The organism is Caulobacter sp. FV1ye6ST (genome assembly GCF_058681225.1).
The window spans coordinates 2433176-2451563 of the sequence record NZ_CM178733.1; the positions used below are offsets into that span (position 1 = coordinate 2433176).

Annotated in this window: 14 protein-coding genes; 7 read left to right on the plus strand and 7 right to left on the minus strand. The window is 68.2% G+C overall.

Annotated elements, in window-relative coordinates; all coding sequences use genetic code 11:
- Nucleotides 1-95: 95 nt before the first annotated feature.
- From ACW175_RS11950 to ACW175_RS11960, 3 genes are all read right to left on the minus strand, one after another.
- Nucleotides 96-1325 carry a hypothetical protein gene (locus ACW175_RS11950; protein ID WP_492104672.1) on the minus strand — a complete coding sequence of 410 codons (1230 nt, stop codon included), beginning with the start codon at nt 1323-1325 and terminating at the stop codon, nt 96-98.
- Nucleotides 1322-3595, minus strand: coding sequence for a GumC family protein (locus tag ACW175_RS11955; protein WP_492104673.1), 2274 nt, complete (start codon nt 3593-3595; stop codon nt 1322-1324). Before ACW175_RS11955 ends, ACW175_RS11950 begins: the two co-directional genes overlap by 4 nt.
- A gap of 69 nt (nt 3596-3664) precedes the next feature.
- Nucleotides 3665-4351, minus strand: a complete 687-nt coding sequence (locus ACW175_RS11960) for a polysaccharide biosynthesis/export family protein (protein WP_492104674.1) — start codon at nt 4349-4351, stop codon at nt 3665-3667.
- A 186-nt stretch (nt 4352-4537) separates the two neighbouring features.
- Between ACW175_RS11960 and ACW175_RS11965 the strand changes: the two genes are divergently transcribed.
- Both ACW175_RS11965 and ACW175_RS11970 read left to right on the plus strand, forming a co-directional pair.
- Entirely contained in the window at nt 4538-5326 is a 789-nt protein-coding gene (locus ACW175_RS11965) for a metallophosphoesterase family protein (protein WP_492104675.1), read from the plus strand.
- Nucleotides 5327-5439: 113 nt separating this feature from the next.
- Nucleotides 5440-6594, plus strand: a complete 1155-nt coding sequence (locus tag ACW175_RS11970) for an MraY family glycosyltransferase (RefSeq protein ID WP_492104676.1) — start codon at nt 5440-5442, stop codon at nt 6592-6594.
- On the opposite strand, the gene ACW175_RS11975 is transcribed toward ACW175_RS11970, so the two are convergent.
- Genes ACW175_RS11975 through ACW175_RS11985 form a run of 3 tightly spaced genes read right to left on the minus strand, consistent with a single transcriptional unit; the run spans nt 6591 to nt 9857 of the window.
- Nucleotides 6591-7754, minus strand: coding sequence for a glycosyltransferase family 4 protein (locus tag ACW175_RS11975; protein WP_492104677.1), 1164 nt, complete (start codon nt 7752-7754; stop codon nt 6591-6593). The two genes, ACW175_RS11970 and ACW175_RS11975, sit on opposite strands and share 4 nt — an antisense overlap.
- Complete coding sequence (locus ACW175_RS11980) at nt 7751-8875, minus strand: glycosyltransferase family 4 protein (protein ID WP_492104678.1); 1125 nt, start codon at nt 8873-8875, stop codon at nt 7751-7753. The genes ACW175_RS11975 and ACW175_RS11980 overlap by 4 nt, the downstream gene beginning before the upstream one ends.
- A gap of 31 nt (nt 8876-8906) precedes the next feature.
- On the minus strand, nt 8907-9857 hold the full coding sequence (locus ACW175_RS11985; protein WP_492104679.1) for a glycosyltransferase family 2 protein: 951 nt from the start codon (nt 9855-9857) through the stop codon (nt 8907-8909).
- A gap of 105 nt (nt 9858-9962) precedes the next feature.
- Between ACW175_RS11985 and ACW175_RS11990 the strand changes: the two genes are divergently transcribed.
- Nucleotides 9963-10847 (plus strand): FkbM family methyltransferase, encoded by an 885-nt coding sequence (locus ACW175_RS11990; protein ID WP_492104680.1) that lies wholly within the window; start codon nt 9963-9965, stop codon nt 10845-10847.
- Here the strand turns inward: ACW175_RS11990 and asnB are convergent.
- Complete coding sequence (gene asnB, locus ACW175_RS11995; RefSeq protein WP_492104681.1) at nt 10831-12627, minus strand: asparagine synthase (glutamine-hydrolyzing); 1797 nt, start codon at nt 12625-12627, stop codon at nt 10831-10833. The two genes, ACW175_RS11990 and asnB, sit on opposite strands and share 17 nt — an antisense overlap.
- 166 nt (nt 12628-12793) lie before the next feature.
- Here asnB and ACW175_RS12000 point away from each other — a divergent pair, with 166 nt between their 5' ends.
- The 4 genes from ACW175_RS12000 (at nt 12794) to ACW175_RS12015 (ending at nt 18385) form a co-directional block, all read left to right on the plus strand.
- On the plus strand, nt 12794-13435 hold the full coding sequence (locus ACW175_RS12000) for a class I SAM-dependent methyltransferase (protein ID WP_492104682.1): 642 nt from the start codon (nt 12794-12796) through the stop codon (nt 13433-13435).
- Entirely contained in the window at nt 13432-15519 is a 2088-nt protein-coding gene (locus tag ACW175_RS12005) for a bi-domain-containing oxidoreductase (protein WP_492104683.1), read from the plus strand. The genes ACW175_RS12000 and ACW175_RS12005 overlap by 4 nt, the downstream gene beginning before the upstream one ends.
- A 110-nt stretch (nt 15520-15629) precedes the next feature.
- Entirely contained in the window at nt 15630-17126 is a 1497-nt protein-coding gene (locus ACW175_RS12010) for a heparinase II/III family protein (protein WP_492104684.1), read from the plus strand.
- A 5-nt stretch (nt 17127-17131) separates the two neighbouring features.
- Entirely contained in the window at nt 17132-18385 is a 1254-nt protein-coding gene (locus ACW175_RS12015) for a glycosyltransferase family 4 protein (protein WP_492104685.1), read from the plus strand.
- Nucleotides 18386-18388: the final 3 nt, after the last annotated feature.

Sequence of the window (18388 nt, forward strand, 5' to 3'; positions counted from 1 at the left end):
ATCTACCTTGCGTGAACGGCGATGTTTGAGATGCAACGTTATCGCGCTCGCCATCGACTTGCAACCTGGCATGGGCAACAACGAGGGCGCTGATGTCAGGTTCCCGGTTGCAGGACGACCGGCCCGAACCAGGCCGAGATCGCCGAACGACGTCCTTGTGGATCACCGACCAGGACCAGCCAGACCGCATCGCAGCCGACGGCCGGAACGTGGACGGCCCCCTCGAAACGCGACCAGGTCGCGGTGGGACCAGACATTGGGCGCTCGACGAGAACCGGCCCGTCGGGCGCGCAACGGACGTGCCATCGCAGCCGATCGATGGCTCCGTTCTCGGGATAGACCTCGCCGATCAGGCGATAGTCGCCAGGCGTGACCGCGACGAGACGCCGCACGATGTCTCCGCCCGCGAAGCCGTCATAGCCGATCCACGCCGCCTGCCCGTTACGTCCCGGCGCGCCGGCGATCTCGATGTCGGCCCCGGACAAGCCACCCTTGGTCCAGGCGAAGGGCGAAAGGCCCGGCGCGGATGTGAACGCGCCGGTCCGGACCTGTTCCCGCGTCGCGCGGCCGGCCCGAAAACGCGACAATGCCTCCTGGGCCTGACCATAGCGCTCCTCGAGCGTCAGCCTCTCGATCCAGCCGGAAAGTTCGGCTTGCGTCAGGGGCGCGGGCCCCTGTTCGACCCGGGTCAGCAGATGCTCGATGGCTTCGTCCGTCTGCGGCGTCTGGGCCAGCACCTCGAAGAACTGGGCGCGCCAGGGCGGTCGCGCGGCCAGCCTTTCCGCGAAGGCTTCCGTGGCGATCGGATCGGCGGCCGCGAGCCCGCCTAGGGCGAAGACCGCCGGCCGGAAGGCCTGACGCCGGCGCGCCAGGGCGTCGGCGCGGCGAAAGGCCGAGCGATAGTCGCGGCGCCGCAGATCCATGTCCAGAAGCCAGGCCTGGACCTGGTTGTCTCGCCAACCCCGCTCCCCGGCGAAGGCCATCAACCGGCGAGCCTCCGCCGTACGCCCCAGTCCCTGCATCGCCTGAGCCCTTGTCCGGAGCGCCGGCACGTTCAGGGGGGAACGGTCGAGCGCGGCCCGCGCCATCTTGGCGGCCAGCGGGAATTCGCCGCGCCGCACGGCCTTTTCCGCCAAGCCGGTCAGGACTTGCTCGCTGTCCAGCCCCAGGCGCGCCGCGCGCGCCGGATCGCGCGAGGCCAGCGCGCCGCCAAGACCCTGATCGATGGCCAAGCGGGCCAGGCATAGCGAGAGCAGGACGACCAGGCCAAGCTTGACCCACGCGCTCCAGCTGACTTGCCGCTCGGCCCGTACGCCCCGGTTCAAGAGGCGCCGGCCCGATGCTTCGAGGCGGCCGTGTCGCGGCCATAAGCATAGTCGTAGGCGTAGGCCTCGCCATATCCCGCCCCATACGCGGCCTGTCGGGCGTTGAACTTGGTCAGCACCACGCCCAACACCTTGGCGCGGGCCATGCCAAGGCGATTGAGGGTGTTGACGATCTGGCCGCGCCCCGTACGGCCGGCTTCGACCACCATGATCGTGCCCGCGGTGACCGAGGCGATCAACGGCGCGTCGGCGAAACCCAGGACAGGCGGGCCATCGAAGATCACCACGTCGTAGGCCTGTTCGGCCGCGGCGCAGAACGCCTCAAGGCGCTCCCCGGCCAGCAGTTCGGGCGGCGTCGGCGGGATGGGACCGCTGGTCACGACGGAGAGATTGGCGATCGCCCCCTCCTGGACGACTTCCTCCAGGGTCTTGGCCCCGGTCAGGATGTTGCTCAGACCCATTTCGCTGTCCAAGCCCAGCACCTGATGCAAGGACGGCTTTCGCAGGTCGCCGTCGACCAGGAGCGTCCGCGAACCCAGTCGCGCGAGGCTGTAGGCCAGGGCGATCGAGGTTGTCGTCTTGCCTTCCGCTGGCCGCGTGCTGACCACCAGGAGGCTGTGGGGCAGGCCCTGCGATGTTGAAAACTGCAGCGCCGTGCGAACCGAGAAATAGGACTCCCAGAACGGCGAGCGCGAATCCTGCATCGCCTCCTTTGGACTCACCCCACGCGTGAGCAGCGGCACGGAGCCCAAGAGAGGCAGTCGCAGCTTCGCCTCGATCTCGCTCGGATGACGGATAGCCTGGTCGAGCGCCTCGGCCACGAAGGCGAAGACGCCGCCGGCGCCTAGGCCCATCAGCAAGGCCAGCGCCAGATTGATCATCGGTCGCGGCTTGGATGGCCCGCGCGGCGTCTGGGCCCGGTCCACCACCGATACGTTGTTGGTGGCCACGCCTGCGGTGACGCCGACCTCCTTGTAGCGCTGCAGCAGCGCGTCATAGATCGTGCGGTTGGTGTCGAGCTCGCGCTGCAGGAAGTTGTAGTGGATGCTTCGCTCTCGCAGGTTCAGAACGTCGGACTTCAGGCCGCCGACCTTGCTGGCCAGGGCTTTTTCCTGATTGAGCGCGGCGGCGTAGTCACCATAGAGCGACTGACGCACCCGCCCGGCTTCGGCCTGGATCTGGCGGTCGAGCTCGTCGATCTGCGCGCGCAGGCGCGTCATCGCCGGATAGTCGCTCTTGTAGATCCGCAGATTGTCCTGGTACTCGGCTTCGAGCTTGGCCTTTTCCTTGCCCAGCTCCTGGACGGTGGCGCTCTGGAGGACCTGCGAGACTCCAAGGCCAGCGCCCTGCGATTGACGCCATTTCTGCTCGGCGGCGATCCGCGCGGCGGTGGCGGCGGCATAGGCGGCGTTGATGGCTGAAAGATTGGTCTCGGTCAGCGACTCGACACCAGCGGCCTGTCCCGAGCCCCGCCGGTTTTCACCCAGATTGACGATTTGCTGCTGCACGGCGTAGGCCACCGACTGACGCTCGGACTCCTCCAGCTTGGCCTTGGTCTGGGCGATTTGCTTTTCGAGGAACTCGCGCGCATAGGCCGAGGATTCGAACTTTCGTTCGAGATTCATGGAGATGAAGTTGTCGGCGAACGCGTTGGCCAGTTGCGCCGAGAGCGCGGGCGACGTGCTCTGATACATCAGCTGGACCAGTCGCGAGCCGCGCACGGGATTGACCGAAAGCCCCGCCGCGGTCCGGTTGATCACCGCCTCGCGCAGGTTCGTCCGGCGACGCGCCGGATCGATCTTGGGGTCGGGCTTGATCGCGTCCAGGCCGTTGGCGTGCAGGAACGCCTGCGATTGCGTCAGATCGAGAGCATCGACGACGCGCTCGGCCAAGGCGCGACTGCGGAGCAGTCCGTACTGGGTCTGGTAGAACTCCAGGCCGTTACCGAACTCCTCGCGAGGGGTCACCTCCTGCAGATTGACGACCTTGGCCGAGGCGCGCTCGATTTCCAGGGTCATGCGGGCGACGTAGAGCGGGGTGGTCATGAGCGTCACCGTCACGCCCAGCGCCAAGGCCACGACCACGCTTAGCGAGAAGATCAGCCGGTGCTTCCACAGAAAGCGCCAATAGGCCATGAGGTCGAAGCGGAACTCGCCGCCAGCACCGGCTTGGTAGGCCACCGGCGCGGCGAGGTCGCGCTCCCTGGCCAGTAACGGCCGCGTCTCGTTTCGGACGAGCGCGCCCGTTTCGCCATCATCCCCCAGCGGCATTATCTTCCTGAACTCCAACGCGCCGCGCGGCGGCGGTCCGACCGCCCCGCGCGCGACCTCCAAAACTTGCTATCGAAACAGCGCGAAGATCGAGAACGAGCCCACGTTCTCGACAATCTCGCGCCAAGCCGCCTTGCCCTTCGACTGCGCGACCACCACCATGTCGTTGGCCTGTAGCGGCGGGTCTTCGACCTCGCCTCTTCGTATCGTTTCAAGGTCAAAGATCAGGGCCCGCCGAACCCCGCCGATCTCGCGAAAGACGATGATATGGCGCTCGTCGGCGCGATTGGTCGGGCCCTTGCTCTGGGCCAGGGCCTGCAGCAGCGACGTCCGACTCTGCAGATTGAACACGCCCGGCGAGGTCACCGCCCCCTCGACGGTGATGGTCTGGGCGTTCTGGCTGATCAGCGAGACCGAAACCTTGGGATCCTGGAGGTATTTGGCCTCGAGCCGACCCGTGATCTCCTCCGCGATCTGCCGCCCCGTTCGACCGGTGGCCAGCACCGCGCCGATCAGCGGAAAATCAAACTGGCCCGTGCTGTCGACCTGGACTTCTTGCTTGGTCAGCTCCTGAACGCCGAAAACGGTGATCGAAAGCTTGTCGAGCGCGCTGATCCGGTACTCCGTCACGCTCGTCCGCGGCGTGGCGTCGGGCGCCCCCGCCTGGGCCCACGCCGCGCCAGTCAGGGACAGCGACGCGGCGCAGAGCGCCGCCATCCACAAGCCTCGCCCCTGCCCGCACATCGCGCCCGCCATGTCCTTCCCCTCATCGACACAACCTGAGCTGGAAGCTCGGCGATGTTCGCTCGCGATCATAAGGAGCCCATTTGCAACTGGAAAGCGTCTTTCGGCGCCAGGACATCATGACGGGTTTTACTTGCATCGATCCGCGGGTGGCCGCATGTCGGCTAGAGCGGTCAGGCGGCCGCTATTGGAAATGCGATGTCCGAAGGGCTGGTTTTCGCGATCGGCGACCTCCACGGTCGCCTGGACTTGGCTTGGGCCGTTGTCGACCTGCTCGCCGCCCAGAGCCGAGGGGGCGGCTATCGCGCCATCTTTCTGGGCGACTATGTCGATCGTGGTCCAGAGAGCCGCGGACTGGTCGAGTTCCTGATGTCGCTGGCCCGGGACCCGAGGTTTGTGTTCCTCAAGGGCAATCATGAGGCCATGATGGTCGAGGCGCTGCTGCGGCGTGACCCGGCGGCTTTCGCGCGATGGCGCGCGGCTGGCGGCGGCGAGACCCTGGCGTCCTATCACGCCGAAACTTTCGACGAGGCGCTGGCGCGGGTCCCCGTGACGCACCTGCGCTGGATGGACGCCCTGCCCTTGACCTCCGGCGACGGCCATCGCGTCTTCGTTCACGCGGGCCTGTCGCCAGGCGTGCCGCTAGAGCGCCAGTCCGCCGCCAGTTGCCTGTGGATCCGCGACAAGTTCCTCAAGGCGCCGGCGCGCGCGTTCGATGTCCACGTCGTGCACGGACATACGCCCATCTGGGATGGAAAACCCGATCCGGGGGAGCCTGAGGTCCTCGCGCATAGGACCAACCTCGATCTCGCCGCCTATGCGACCGGGCGCGTGGCGATAGGGGTTTTTGATCCCGCCAGGGCTGGCGGGCCTTTGGAAATCCTGGTTCTGGACCGGTCCTTGAACGGACCTATCCGTGTCGAGCGGCGCGCGCCCGAGCCCGTCAGGCCCTCGGGTTGGTCGGCCCGGCTAGGGTTACGTGGCTGATTGGCGCCCGCTCACCGCTTTACAGCGGCGCGACAGCAGGTGATGTATAACGCTAAGTTTTATTGTGGGGGAGCTGCTCGTCTGGATTGCGATGGACGGGCGCGGTCGAAGCGATGCTGCAAGCGGTCTGGCGTACTTGGAGCATGATCTCGGCCTCGGCCCTGGCCATGGGCCTTTTGGCGATCCTGGCGACCATCGCTTCGATGCTGGCCTTGCGTCGCCTCGCGCCGAGCCTGGGTTTGATGGACCAGCCGGGCGGGCGAAAGCGGCATGAGCGCGCGACCCCGGCCGTGGGTGGCCTGGCGATCGCTCTGGGATGCGCGCTGGCGGCCAGTGGGCTTGGGCCGTTGGGTCCGCCCGAAGCGGCCTTGGCGCTGGGCGGCATGATCCTCCTGGCCAGCGGCGGACTCGATGACCTTTTTGACCTGGCCTGGCCCTGGAAGGTCGCCGCTCAAGTCGCGGCCGCGATGGTTCTGATCGGGTTCGGCGGCGTGGAGGTCAATTCCATAGACACGGCCCTGGGGTTCAACGGCCGGGATCTTGGTTTTCTGGCGGCCCCTTTCACCATTCTGGCCACGGTCGGTCTGGTCAACGCCATCAACATGATCGACGGGGTGGATGGTCTGGCCGGCGCGGCGATCCTGACGGCGCTCGCGATGTTGACGGGATCGGCCCTCTATGCCGGCAATGCCGAATTGGCCAGGACGCTCATTCTGCTTTGCGGCGGCCTGATCGCGTTCCTGCTATTCAATCTTCGTCTGCCAGGTTGGCCCCGCGCGCGCGTGTTCCTGGGCAATGCGGGCAGCGAGTTCCTGGGTCTGGCGGTGGCCTGGGGATGTTTCCGGCTAACCCAGACGCCGTCCCACCCGGTGACGCCGGTATTGGCTCCGTTTCTGATCGCCGTTCCGGTGATCGACTGCCTGACCTTGGTGTTGCGCCGGATAGCCAAGCGCCGTTCGCCCTTCAGCGCCGATCGAGACCACCTGCACCATGTCCTGGCCGATGCGGGACTGTCCCCGACCGCGATCGTCCTGCTGGTGACGCTCGCGAGCCTGTTCATCGGGCTCGTCGCGGCGCTGTGCCTGTTGCAGCACGTGCCGCAGCCCCTGTTCATCGTTGCGTTCCTGACCCTGACGGCCCTCTACGTGGGGGTCAGTCGACGGCGCGCGCGCTTTGTCGCCCTCGTACGTGGACTGACCGTGGGCCAGGGCTCGACGCCGGCTTCGGCGATCAAGACGATCGGCGTTTCCGAACGCCTGGGCGCTTAGGTCTTAACCGCCCGGCAGGCGGCGATGACCGCCGCGACGGTGGCGGGGCCGCGATGCGCCTCAGAGATGGCCAGCGAGGCTTCGCCTAGCCGCGTCGCCGTCCGGGGATCGCGAACCTTGTCGATCGCGGCGGCGAGCGCGGCGATATCGCCGCAGGAAAAGACCAGGGCGTTGCGATCTGGCTGGGCGATGGCCGTGGCCCCGACCGCGCCGACCCGGTCGCTGACCACCAGCGGCAATCCCAGGACGGCGGCCTCCAGCAGGACCATCCCGTACTGTTCGAGTTCGGCGGCGTGGATCAAGGCGTCCGCCGCGGCGTAGACGTCCGGCAGGGCGTCGATGTTGACGAAGCCCAGAAACCGCGCGTCGACGCCCGCGCGGGCCGCTTGCGCCTCCAGGGTCGCGCGTTCCGCGCCATCGCCAGCCACGATCAGAATGGGCGGATCGGGCAAGCGCGCCAGGGCCGCGATCACATCCCCTACCCGCTTGCCCGCGTAGAGCTTGCCGACGCAAAGCACGGCCGTGTCGCCGTCGGCCAGACCCAGACGTGTTCGCGCCAGCACGCGGCGCGCGGTACCGGCGTCACGAACGCGCCAGAACCCTTCGTCCAGCGTGGCCGGCGCGCGAAAGAGACGCTCGCGCGGCGCGCCCCGCGCCACCAGAAACGCCTCCGCCCGATCGCCGAGCGTCAGGAACGCCGAGAACAGTCCCAGAAGCCGCCGCTTGACGACTCTCGGCGCCAGGCCCGCCGCGTCGATGCTGGCGTCGGAGGCCAGGATCACGGCGCGGCGATGCAGTTTCGCCCAGGCCAGGGCCTTCAGGTTGGTCAAGGAAGCATAGCCGTGGAGGATGACGACATCGGGATGGTGCTCGGCCAACCGCCTGCCGACGTCGACATTGTTCAGGGCCAGGAATCCGGCGTGAGCGATGCCTTCGGCGCCCGCCAGAAATCGATGGGGATAGCCGCTGGTCAGGTCGGTCTTCCAGGCCATGGACACGCCCATCGCCGGGTCTAGACGCGGGTCCAGTCCGATGCGGCTGGAAAACAGCACCAAAGGCCGCAGTTCGGGCGCGGCGGCCAGAGCGCGATAGAGCGGTGCGAAATACTGGATGGGGTGGGAGACGACGATCGCCACCCGAAGCACCGGCGGCGCGTTCATCGGCCACACGCCCGCAGCAACATCTCGCGCAACTGGCGCGCGGCGTCGCTCCGAACCGTCTCCAGTTCGGCTTCAAGCCGCGCTCCATCGCGCCAGGTGAGGAAGTCCGCCGGCGACATCGCCGCGAAACGGTCGATGGCCTGGGCGAAGAGGTCCGGGCGCTCAAGCGACAGGTCGACCCCCGCGTGGCGCGCCTCAAGGCCCCGCCAGGGCGTGCGATCGCTGATCAGAACCGGGGAAGCGGCGGCGAGCGCTTCGAAGATGGCATGGCCGAAATTCTCGCCGAGCGTGGGCAGAAACAGCAGGTCGTGCGCGGCGAGAAGCGCTGGAGCCTCGGCGTTGCTGACCTCGCCATGGAAACGCGCCGCCACGTGAGGCGGCAGGTTCGCCGCCAGGGTCTGGCAGGCCTTGGCATAGGCTGGATCGCTGTCGGGGCCGTAGATGTCGTAGATCACCGGCGCCTTGACGCGGGCCAGAACCTTGAGCGCGAAATCCAGGTTCTTGATCCGCGAGATCCGCCCCAGGAAAGCCAGTCGAAGCGGCGCGTCAGGCGCGCGCGGATGCATCGTCGGTCTCGGAAAAAGGAATCGTGCATTGGGCGCGGTGACCGTGGGCAGGCGTCCGGCCAGGGCGCGACGGATGTCGGCCGCCTCCTCCTCGCCCGTCGCATGAAGCGTCACGCCATCGAGCAGGCCACAGGCCAGGGCCGAGGCGAGCCAGGCGCGCTTGACGGCCCCCTTCAAGGACAGCGCGCCGGCGCTGAACTCGCCGCGCGGTGAGAGCAGCACGGACCGTCGGGTCACCAGGCGGCCGCGTCGCAGGATCAACGCCGGCAGCGTGAACTCGCGATCGAAGAAGCCATTGAGCATCAGAAGGTCGTGCGGCGTCTCGTTGAGCAACGCGGCCAGTCCGCGCGCGCCCAACGGACCGATCTCGAGATATCGCGCGCGCGCGCCAGGCACGGGGCGCCAGCCTGGGCCGGTCGACTGGCTTGCCCGCGCCCCGAACGCCCGGTCGCGCGCCACGATCTTGAAGTCGAAATTCTCGCCCAGCGCCTCGCACATCGCCCGCAGGCTTTGGTTGGGCCCCGAGGCGTCGGCGCCAGGCGAGAAACAACCCATCAGGACGAGAACCCGGGGCCTTGCCCGCGGACTAGAGCTCAACGCCATGCCGCGTCCTAAGCCAGGCCTGGAAGGCCTGCGGGCCTTCACGGCGGATCATGGCGCGCGCCTCGTCGATCTTGGCGTCGATCAGCACGAACAGCCAGAAGCCTTGCAGGAAGTGCCAGACGAAACCCCGCCGACCGTCGAGAAAGCCCAAGCGCAGGATGTAGCGCTGCAGGAAATACAGCACCGCCCGCAAGTAGAGCGGCGCGCGGGCATAGATCCGGTCACGCAAGAGGCGCTTGAACCAGCCTTGGCCGAGGGCGCCGGTCTCGACGCCGCGATCGACGGGCGCGAGGTCGAATTCACGCGATACGAAATCGACCATGTGGAGCGTGGCGTAGCGATTGTGCTTGGTCGTCCACCAGTCGATGTCCTTGAGCGAGGCGTCGACGAGATCGCCGCCAGACAGGCGTATGGCGCGCCCCTCGGTCAGCACCGCCCGCTCGTCCATCCAGCGCTGTTCAATCCGCGCCGCGCCGCGCCGCCAAAGACGCGGCAGCCAAGTGCGATAGTAACCGCCGAAACGAATAAACCGTCCACGGAAGATGACCTTGAGCTTGAACTCGACGCCGGTAACCGCGCTGGACAGGCCTCCCAGGGATTGACGCAGCGCTGCCTGCAAGCCCGGTTCGAGATACTCGTCGCAATCCAGTCGCAAGACCCAGTCGGTGTCCACGTCGATCGTTTCAAGCGCCCAGTTCAACTGGTCGGCCGGGTTCTTCCAGGCCCTCTGCACGACCTCCGCGCCCATCTGGCGGGCGATCTCGACCGTTCGATCAGTCGAAAAGCTGTCGACAACCACGATACGCTCGACCAGGGGCCGCAGGCGCTCGATACAGCGCGCGATGTGGATCTCCTCCTCATAGGTCAGGACGATGGCGGTGATCGACAGGGGCGCGCCCGTTGTCGTCGCTTCCTCGCCTCCGCGTCTCCGCAAGTCGTCGCCCTCCCGTGGCGCGCGCGACAAGGGCGTCGCCTCCCGATCATCTTTGGCTATCATGGGGCGACCCATTCAACCAGACAGCGCAACGGACCGATTTATATGGCTCCGCCCGTTCAAGCCGACATCCTTCATCCGCCGCGGGCGTCGGCCCGGTTGGTGCGCGCGCTGAGGGGCCTGGGGCACGTGCGCGGCTGGCGGCGCGTCGCCGCGCTCCTGGCGCCGCCTGCCGCGCGCGGCGCCTTCACGATCGAGAACCGGGGCGTGTTGTTCAGCGGCGATCTGGGCAGTTTCCTCGACCGTGAGGTCTATCTCTTCGGCGGCTATGAGGCCGAGGCATTGGACGCCTTTCTGCGTCGCGTTCCGGCCGAGAGGCGCGGCGTCGCGCTGGATGTCGGCGCCAATGCGGGCGTTCACAGTCTTCGATTGGCCCGACATTTCGCGGCCGTTCACGCCTTCGATCCCAATGCGGCGCTGTGGAGGCAGTTCGAACGGAACGTGGCGCTGAATGGGCTGACCAACGTCACCTTGCATCGTATGGGCCTGGGCGATGAAGACGCGGTCCTGCCGCTCTATGACGTGGCGGGCGCCAACGCCGGCTTGGCGACCTTCTTGAGCGCGCCGCAGTACGATCGCCCGCTCCGGCCGGCGGGCCACACGCCCGTGGCCCGGGGCGATGGCGTCGTTGAACGCCTCGGATCGCCGCGCATCGACGCGGTGAAGATCGATGTTCAGGGCTACGAAGCCCACGTACTGCGCGGCTTGGCGACGGTTCTTCAGCGCGATGAACCCTTGGTCTGGGTGGAGGCCGGTGGCGACGCGCCCGAGGCGATCCGCACAATGACGGACCTGAAGGCGCTCTTTCCCTATCCGGTCGAGGTGACGCGCTTCCATGGCGTGCGCGGCTGGCTGACCCACGGTTGGGTGGCCACCCCCGCCGCCGACATTCTGCCGCCAGGGGACTATTGGGTCAGCCCGGCGGCCTGAAGGCCTCGGCGACGCGGAGGGCCCAACGGCGCGACTGCACGCGATCGGGTCCGTGGGGCCCAAGCGCCCAACGCGCGGCCGGAATGGCGAAGCCGGTCTTGGAGCGATTCAGCACATCCATGGGCAAGCCAAGCTCGGTCGCCCTGGCCAGGGCGCGCTTGCCGTCGCCGGGCGAGAGGCCCGCGATGTGGGGCGCCACCGCCCTGAAAAGATCGATGTCCACGAACGGCGTGCGGATCTCCACGCCATGGACCATACCCGCCCAGTCGGCGTCCCGCAGCAATTGATCGCGCAGGTAGGCCCGCGACTCCAGAAGCGCCACCCGACCGTTGTCGCACCCCGGATCCGGTTCAAGCAGACCGTCAAGTCGGTCGACCGGGTTCAAGCGCTCCAGGCCGGTGCGCACCATCTCGGGGTCCATGATGGCGTCGAGCTCGGCGGGCAGCCGCACGGCCCGCCTGAGCATATAGGCGCCGCCCCAGCTTCGCGCATGGCGAAGCACGCCCAAAACCTTGGGATTGCGCCGGACCAGCCCGGGGGCAAGGACGTTGAGCGTCGCGCTCGCCAAACTCGCAAGGCCCGGAACGCGCGTGAACGGTCGGGCTCCGCGCAGCAGGCGCGGCAGGGTCTGGAACGTCGAATAGCCCGCCAGCAATTCATCGCCGCCCACGCCCGAGAGCGCGACCTTCAGGCCCTGCTCGCGCGCGGCCTTGGCCACGAACCAGGTATTGATGCCGTCGATCGAGGGTTGATCCATGGCCGCCAGAATGGCGGGCAGGTCGGCTTCGAACTCGGCCTGGTCGACGCGGCGAAGCATATGCCGCGCACCCTGGGCCCTGGCCATCGCGGCGGCCAGAGGGCCTTCGTCGCGCGGATCGCCAGCGAAATCGGGATAGACCAGTGTCAGGGCGCGCGGCGCGCCTTGACCGGCCTCACGCATCAAGCCCAGCAGCGCACCCGAATCGACGCCGGCCGACAGGAACAGGCCGACCTCGACATCGGCCAGAAGATGGCAGCGCACGCTCTCGAAGGCCGCGCCACGGAGGACTTCGTCCAGAGGCGCGTCAGGAGGCGGCGCTTCCGCGAGGATCCGCGCCAGAGATGTGTAGACGGCCGGCGTGGAGACACCATCGCGTCCGACCCATATCGCGGTTCCAGCCGGCGCGGCCTGGATATTGCCGTGCAGGGTGAACGGCTCGGGGACGTGGCCGAAGATATGGAAGCCGACCCATCCCGCCGGATCGGGCATGTCGTCGACGCCGCCGCCGGCCATCAGCGCCTTGACCTGGGAAGCGAAGCGGAACGTCCCGCCGTCATCGGAATAATAGAGCGGCTTTATCCCGTACGGATCGCGCGCCATCAGCAGCCCGCCCTTGTGGCCGTCCCACAAGGCCAAGGCGAACATGCCGCGCAATCGCCGCAGCATCGCCGCGCCCTCATGGGCGTACAGCCGCAGGATCACTTCGGTGTCCGACTGGGTGACGAAGCGATCACCCCGCGCTTCCAGCTCGGCGCGCAGCTCCCGGTGATTGTAGATCTCGCCGTTGAAGACCAGGGTGAGGTCGGCCTCGGGCAGGCGCATCGGCTGGGCGGCGCGGTCGGCAAGGTCGATCACCGCGAGCCGGCGATGGGCAAGGCCGACCAGACCCTCGGGCGACCACCACGCTCCCTCCCCGTCTGGTCCCCGGGCGCGCATGTGGTCTCGCACCGCCAGCAGCTCTCGCGGCTCGGGCGGCGCGGCGGCGGCGCCATAGGCGAAAATTCCGTTGATGCCGCACATGATTCGACGCCCCTCCGCGCGGCGCAGATTGCACCTTGTCGCGCCAAACTATAATCCTTGCGCAATGCAACCCTAAGGGAGAGTTGCGCAAAGGGTGGGAATTGCTCGGGAAATGCCAAGCTTGACGCGGGCCATGAGCGGGAAACCGGCTCCTTCCGAGAACGGCGTGACGCTTCATGACCGTCTCGCGGACGGCTGGAGCGCGCGTTATCGCCGCGGCGGTTTCGCTCGGCGTCGCCGGTTCCTAGAGGCGGAAATCCTCGCGCCGTTGCCGATCGGCGGGCGCTGGCTGGACGCGGGTTGCGGCGCTGGCGATTTCACGCGCTGGCTGGCCGCGCGCGGCGCCCAGGCTAGTGGGCTGGACGCGTCGGCGGGCATGATCGCCGCGGCGCGCGCGGGCTCGCCCGCGATGAGATTCGACCAAGGGTTGGTCGAACACCTGACCGACAGCGCCGTCTATGACGGCGTACTCTGCTTGAGCGTGCTGGAATATATCGACGACACGAACACAGCATTGGCGCGCCTGTCGGCCGCCATCCGGCCGGACGGCCATTTGATCCTCTCCGCGCCGCGCCGACTTTCGATCCTTCGCATCGCCCAGAAAGCCGCTCATCGCCTGTCCGGCGGGCGGCTCTTTACCTATCTGGCCAGCTCCCGCAACGCCTGGGGCAAGGCAGACCTCGTCGCGGCGCTGCGCGAGCACGCCCTGGTGATCGAGAGCCTGCGTGAATTCGATCCCCTGCTCCCGCGTTTCCTGGGACCGCTGGCGAGCCTTTGGGTCGTGACCTGCCGCAAGGCGGCGCCATGAAACAGGTTCTTCAGGATCTGAACGGCGGGGCCGTGCTGGTCGAGGACGTGCCCGCCCCCCTGGCGCGCGCGGGGTTCGTGCGGATCGCCACAACCACCAGCCTGGTGTCGCCTGGCACCGAACGCGCGCTTTTCGATTTCGCGCGCGGATCCCTGGCGGCCAAAGCGCTGCAGCAGCCCGAGCGCGTGCGCCAGGTGCTGCGCAAAGCGGCGGTGGACGGCGTGGCCGCGACCCTCGAAGCCGTCCGCGCCAAACTCGATGAGCCCATGGCGGTGGGCTATTGCAATGTCGGACGCGTGCTCGACGGCGGCGGGACAGGCCTGCGGGCGGGCGACCGGGTCGTGTCCAACGGCCGACACGCCGGCGTCGTGCTGGTGGGGCGCAACCTGGTCGCGCGGGCGCCAGATACGGTGGATGATCAGGCCGCCGCCTTCGCGCCCCTGGCGGCCATCGCTCTGCAGGGGGTGCGGCTGGCCGCGCCCACGCTCGGCGAGACCTTCGCGGTCGTCGGGCTTGGCCTGGTCGGCTTGCTGACCGTCCAGATCCTGCGCGCGAACGGCTGCCGCGTGCTCGGGATTGATACCGACCCGGCCCGGACAGCCCTGGCCCGGGCCTTCGGCGCGACCACCGTCGATCTGGCGGCCGGTCAGGACCCGCTGGCCGAGGCCGCGGCCCTTACCGACGGTCGCGGCCTGGACGGTGTGTTGCTGACGCTGGCCGCGACCAGCGACGAGCCTGTCGCCCAGGCGGCGCGCATGTGCCGGCGTCATGGTCGCCTGGTCCTAGTCGGGGTCACCGGCCTTCGCCTGAACCGAGCGGACTTCTATGAAAAGGAGCTCAGCTTCCAGGTGTCCTGCTCCTACGGACCTGGACGCCATGACCCGGTCTATGAGGAGCAAGGACACGACTACCCGTTTGGCGAGGTGCGCTGGACCGAACAGCGCAACTTCGAGGCCGTTCTTGAGCTGATGGCCTCCGGCGCCCTCGATGTCACCTCGCTGATCAGCGCCCGCTTTCCCATAACCGAGGCGGCGCGGGCCTATTCGCTCCTCGGCGGGGGCAAGGCCCTGGGCATCCTTCTGGACTATCCCGGCGAACACGCACGAGCCGACCCGACGCTCGACCAGCCCGCCGCCGTCGCCTCGCGCGCCACCCAGCCGATGGTCGGCTTTCTAGGGGCTGGCGCCCACGGGCGCCAGCTGATGGCCAGCTTCGCCGCGGCGGGCGCCAGCCTGACGACAGTCGTCTCGGCGACGGGCGTCAGCGCCGCCCACGCGGCGCGACGGTTCGGCTTCGCGCGGGTATCGACGGATCCTCAGGCCGTGCTCTCGGACCCCAATAGCCTCGCGGTCTGCATCGCCACGCGGCACGACAGCCACGCCGACTACGTCCGCGCCGCCCTGGCGGCGGGCAAGGCCGTGTTCGTGGAAAAGCCGCTCTGTCTCACCCGCGATGATCTCGAGGCGATCGCGCGCGCGGCGTCCGCCCCAGGCGCGCCAATGTTGATGGTCGGCTTCAATCGCCGCTTCGCGCCCCTAGTCGTCGAGATGCGCCGTCTTCTCGAAAGCCTGAGCGCTCCCAAGGCGATGGTGATGACGGTCAATGCCGGCGCGGCCGCGCCCGGCCACTGGACGCAGGATCCGAGGATCGGCGGCGGGCGTATCGTCGGCGAAGCGTGTCATTTCATCGACCTTCTGCGGCACCTGGCCGGCGCGCCCGTCGAGACAATGCAGGTCGTAGCCGCCGCGTCCGATGTCGCCATCATCACGCTTGGGTTCGCCGACGGCTCGATCGGCGCGATCCACTATCTGGCCAACGGGCATCGCGGTCGCGCCAAGGAGACCCTTGAGGTCTTCGTCGGCGGACGGATCTTGCATCTCGACAACTACCGCCGCCTGACCGGGCGCGGCTGGCCGGCGTTTCGGACGCGAGGCGCGTGGCGCCAGGACAAGGGACACGCGGGCTGCGTGAGCGCCTTCGTTTCGGCCTTGCGGAACGGCGAGCCCTGCCCGATCCCGCTCGGAGAGGCGCTCGAGGTCAGCGGCCTGGCCATCGAGGCGGCCGATCAGGTCGCGCGCCGATGAGCCTTCCTCGCCTGGCGCGTACGGTCCGGTGGCTGAAACCGGTCCAAATCTATGGGCGGATCCTGCATCACGTTCCACGGCCAGAACCGCGCCGGGCGCCGCCGCCGGCCTTGCGTCGGCCCCGCGCGGTCTGGCGAGAAGCGCTGCTTCGCCCCTCGCCGTTCCGCGGTCCCTGGCGGGTCCGCCATCTGAACCACGAGGTCGAGATCGACGCCCCCGGGGCCTGGAACGATCCGGCCCAGTCCCGGCTCTGGCTCTATAATCTGCACTATTTCGAGGGGTTTTCCCCGCAAGACCAGGGCGAGCACGATCTCCGCCTCGCCGCGCTGATCGAGCGTTGGGTCGCCGAGAATCCTCCGGGCCAGGGTGTGGGGTGGGAGCCCTACCCCACCTCGCTGCGCATCGTGAATTGGATCAAACGCCATCTCGCCGGCGGGGCGCTGAGCCCCGCCGCTTTGGCGAGTCTTGCCCATCAGGTTCGGTGGCTGGCGGGCCGCCTGGAATGGCGGCTCTTGGGCAACCACCTGCTGGCCAACGCCAAGGCGCTGATGTTCGCCGGCCTGTTCTTCGAAGGCGCCGAGGCCGAACGCTGGCGAACGCGCGGGCTCGGGATCCTCCGGACACAACTGGCCGAACAGATCCTCGCCGACGGCGGCCACTTCGAGCGCTCGCCCATGTACCACGCCCTGGTGCTTGAGGATGTTCTCGACCTGCTGAACCTGGCGCGAACCTATGCGACGCCCGAAGAAGACTGGGCCCGCCTTATCGGGCCGATGCTGGCCTGGCAGGCGCACCTGACCCATCCCGACGGTCGGATAGCCTTCTTCAACGACGCCGCGTTCGGCGTGGCCGGCGACCTCGATGCGCTGGAAGACTATGCCCGGCGACTGGGTCTGGCGCCGGCGGCGCGTCCCGGTCCGGGCGTCTCGATGGGCGCGTCCGGTTATGGACGCCTGGCGACCGATGAAGCGGTGGTGCTTCTGGACGCCGCGCCGATCGGGCCCGACCATCTTCCGGGTCATGCCCACGCCGACACCCTTTCGTTCGAGTGGTCGCTCGGCCCCGACCGGGTCGTCGTCAACGGCGGCACGTCGCTCTATGGCGAGGGCGCCGATCGCGCTCGCGAGCGCGCCACGGCTTCGCACAGCACCGTCGAGATCGACGGCCTGGACTCCTCGGAACTCTGGTCCGGTTTTCGCGCCGGTCGGCGAGCCCGCGTCCAGGGCGTCGAGGTCGCGCGGGACGAGGCTGGGCCGCGGGCCAGCGCTGTCCACGACGGTTATGCCTGGCGGCCGGGCCGTCCTCGTCATCGCCGCGACTGGCGGCTGAGCAGCGGTCGTCTCGACGTGACCGACCGGATAGACGGTCGGGCGGACAAGGCCGAAGCCCGCTTCCACCTCGCGCCGACCTGTCGCGCGACCCTTCAAGAAGACGGACGGTCCGGCTCGATCACGACGCCCGCCGGCCGGATCATCACCTGGTCGACAAGCGCGCCCGCCCGCCTCGAGCACTCGGAGTGGCGACCTGAATTTGGCCTTCGCCAGGCCACCACGCAGCTGGTCGTTCAGCTCGACGCCCCGCGCCTGCGCACGCAATTCACCTGGTGAGGGGCATGCATATCCTGTTTCTCACCGACAACTTCCCGCCTGAGGTCAACGCGCCGGCCTCGCGGACCTTCGAGCATTGTCGCGCGTGGGTGGCGGCGGGACATCGGGTCACGGTCGTGACGTGCGCGCCCAATTTTCCCAGTGGCCGGGTGCATCCGGGCTATCGCAACCGGCTTTGGTCGCGCGAGACCATCGAAGGCGTCGAGGTGGTGCGTGTCTGGTCGTTCATCACGGCCAATGAGGGCCTGTTCAAACGCTCGCTGGACTATGCCAGCTACATGGTCGGCGCGGTGCTGGCCGCGCCCTTCGTACGCGGCGTCGACATCGTGGTGGCCACCTCCCCGCAGTTCTTCACCGCCTGCGCGGGCGCGATCGTGGCCGCCGCGCGCCGTAAGCCCTTCGTGTTCGAAGTTCGCGACCTGTGGCCAGAGTCGATCCGCGCGGTCGGAGCCCTGGCCAACGAACGAGTCCTCACTTGGCTCGAGCGCCTCGAACTGTTCCTCTATCGCCGCGCCAGCGCGGTCGTGGCCGTAACGCATGCCTTCCGGGACAACCTGACGCGCCGTGGCGTCGACGGCGCGAAGATCCATGTGGTGACCAATGGCGCGGATCTCACGCGGTTCGCGCCGATCCCGCGCGACGCCGAGCTGGCCCGTCGCCACGGGCTCACCGGCAAGTTCGTGGCCGGCTACATCGGCACCCACGGCATGGCCCATGCGCTGGACACCTTGCTGGAGGCGGCCGCGCGCCTGGAAGCTCATCCAGAGGGGCGGAGCGTGCGCCTGCTGATGCTGGGCGACGGCGCGACCAAGCAGGCCTTGAAGGCCCGAGCCCGAGCCATGGGCCTGACGTCCGTCGTCTTCCTCGACAGCGTCGCCAAGAGCGAGGTCGCGCGCTACTGGGGGCTCCTCGACGTTTCGATCATCCATCTGCGCAAGGCCGAGCTCTTCGCCACCGTCATCCCCTCCAAGCTTTTCGAGGGCATGGCCATGGGCGTGCCGGTGGCGCACGGCGTGCCAGGTGAATCGGCCATGATCGTGGAGCGTGAGGGAGTCGGGCTCACGTTCGAATCCGAGAATGCGGACTCCCTGGTGGAGGCCCTGCTCACCCTGGCCCGGGACCATTCCCTGCGCGCCGAGCACGCCCGGCGCGCGCGCGCCGCGGCGGCCCGCTATGACCGCGCCGTCCTCGCCGGTCAGATGCTGACCGTGCTGGAGATGGTGGGTCGGCCCGCCGCCAGGCTCACGCCCGCCGAATGAGAC

Excerpts from the sequence above, each read along its gene's own strand:
- ACW175_RS11955 (WP_492104673.1), bottom strand. The coding sequence starts at position 3,595 with ATGCCGCTGGGGGATGATGGCGAAACGGGCGCGCTCGTCCGAAACGAG.
- ACW175_RS11960 (WP_492104674.1), bottom strand. The coding sequence starts at position 4,351 with ATGGCGGGCGCGATGTGCGGGCAGGGGCGAGGCTTGTGGATGGCGGCG.
- ACW175_RS11965 (WP_492104675.1), top strand. The coding sequence starts at position 4,538 with ATGTCCGAAGGGCTGGTTTTCGCGATCGGCGACCTCCACGGTCGCCTG.
- ACW175_RS11970 (WP_492104676.1), top strand. The coding sequence starts at position 5,440 with ATGCTGCAAGCGGTCTGGCGTACTTGGAGCATGATCTCGGCCTCGGCC.
- ACW175_RS11975 (WP_492104677.1), bottom strand. The coding sequence starts at position 7,754 with ATGAACGCGCCGCCGGTGCTTCGGGTGGCGATCGTCGTCTCCCACCCC.
- ACW175_RS11980 (WP_492104678.1), bottom strand. The coding sequence starts at position 8,875 with ATGGGTTGTTTCTCGCCTGGCGCCGACGCCTCGGGGCCCAACCAAAGC.
- ACW175_RS11990 (WP_492104680.1), top strand. The coding sequence starts at position 9,963 with ATGGCTCCGCCCGTTCAAGCCGACATCCTTCATCCGCCGCGGGCGTCG.
- asnB (WP_492104681.1), bottom strand. The coding sequence starts at position 12,627 with ATGTGCGGCATCAACGGAATTTTCGCCTATGGCGCCGCCGCCGCGCCG.
- ACW175_RS12005 (WP_492104683.1), top strand. The coding sequence starts at position 13,432 with ATGAAACAGGTTCTTCAGGATCTGAACGGCGGGGCCGTGCTGGTCGAG.
- ACW175_RS12015 (WP_492104685.1), top strand. The coding sequence starts at position 17,132 with ATGCATATCCTGTTTCTCACCGACAACTTCCCGCCTGAGGTCAACGCG.